General features: G+C 35.2%; 1 pseudogene. It reads left to right on the forward strand.

Going from position 1 to position 1013, the window contains the following annotated elements:
- Positions 1–783: pseudogene (locus ACIPNH_RS00285) on the forward strand (hypothetical protein); the annotation flags it as partial.
- Positions 784–1013: the final 230 nt, after the last annotated feature.

Here is a 1013-nt window from a genome sequence, read left to right on the forward strand (position 1 = left end):
CTTTACGCAAAGATGAGAACATTACAGGACAGATAAATTTAAAGTGGGAAAAGGAGTTCCAAAAATTTGAGCAATCAATAAATGAAACACATAGAGAATTTGAAGCATCTTTACCAAATCAAAATTTCTTAGCGTATTCAACAAAAGATGATGACTTCAAAATTAGATTTGAAAATGAAGAAAAACCAATAGAAATTAGCAATATTTTAAGAGCTAGCAGTGAAGGTAAGGTTTATAACATATCTTTAGGGAAAGATAGTCAAATAACTGCAACCAAAAAAGGCAGCGAAAGGCACTATGATTTTACTGGTTCAAGCTCATGTGAAATGACCATTAATTGGCAGGCTAAGGATTCTGAAGGTAACAGCATAGACTGCAGCATGACCGTAAAATTGGATTCTGGTGGTATACAGAGTGTTATTGGTGAACCAAAATTTGGAGGAATAACGAGTTCAGAAGAAGTATTAAAGTTAGTTGGACAAAATAAAGAAGTTTTTATCAACGGAAAAACTCTGTATCAAGCTTTTACTGGCATATCCAAGAGTGTAGACGATCAGCAAGTACCAGCAGAGGAAATATTTACAAAAGATCTACATATATCACCACAGTCACCTACACCAAGCAGCAGTGGGTATTCCTCTCCTAGCACACCTTCTTCACGTAGAAGTTCTATATCCACCAGCAGTGAATTTAGTGATGAAGATGAAATATTTGAGGATGATATGTCTGGTGATGAAGAAGAGTATGAGCAAGAAGGATTAAAAGATGAAGTTGAGGAATTAGAGGAAGAAAAAGAAACATTTGCTAAATATTTTGCAGTGCAGGCAAAGCAGCTTGAGGATCTAAGATTAGAACGTGACTCCTTGAGAGATAAAGTCAATGAACAACAGCGAGCGATATTTGAAAGAGGTCAAAGAATAAAGGAACAAGAGGAAGAACTACAGGATAAAAATGATGTAATAAAGAACTTATAGCTCTTTTCATAGAAGTCCGGATGTGATAAGATAAGGATA

The organism is Wolbachia endosymbiont of Drosophila barbarae (assembly GCF_044752445.1).
GTDB classification, from domain to species: Bacteria; Pseudomonadota; Alphaproteobacteria; order Rickettsiales; family Anaplasmataceae; genus Wolbachia; species Wolbachia pipientis.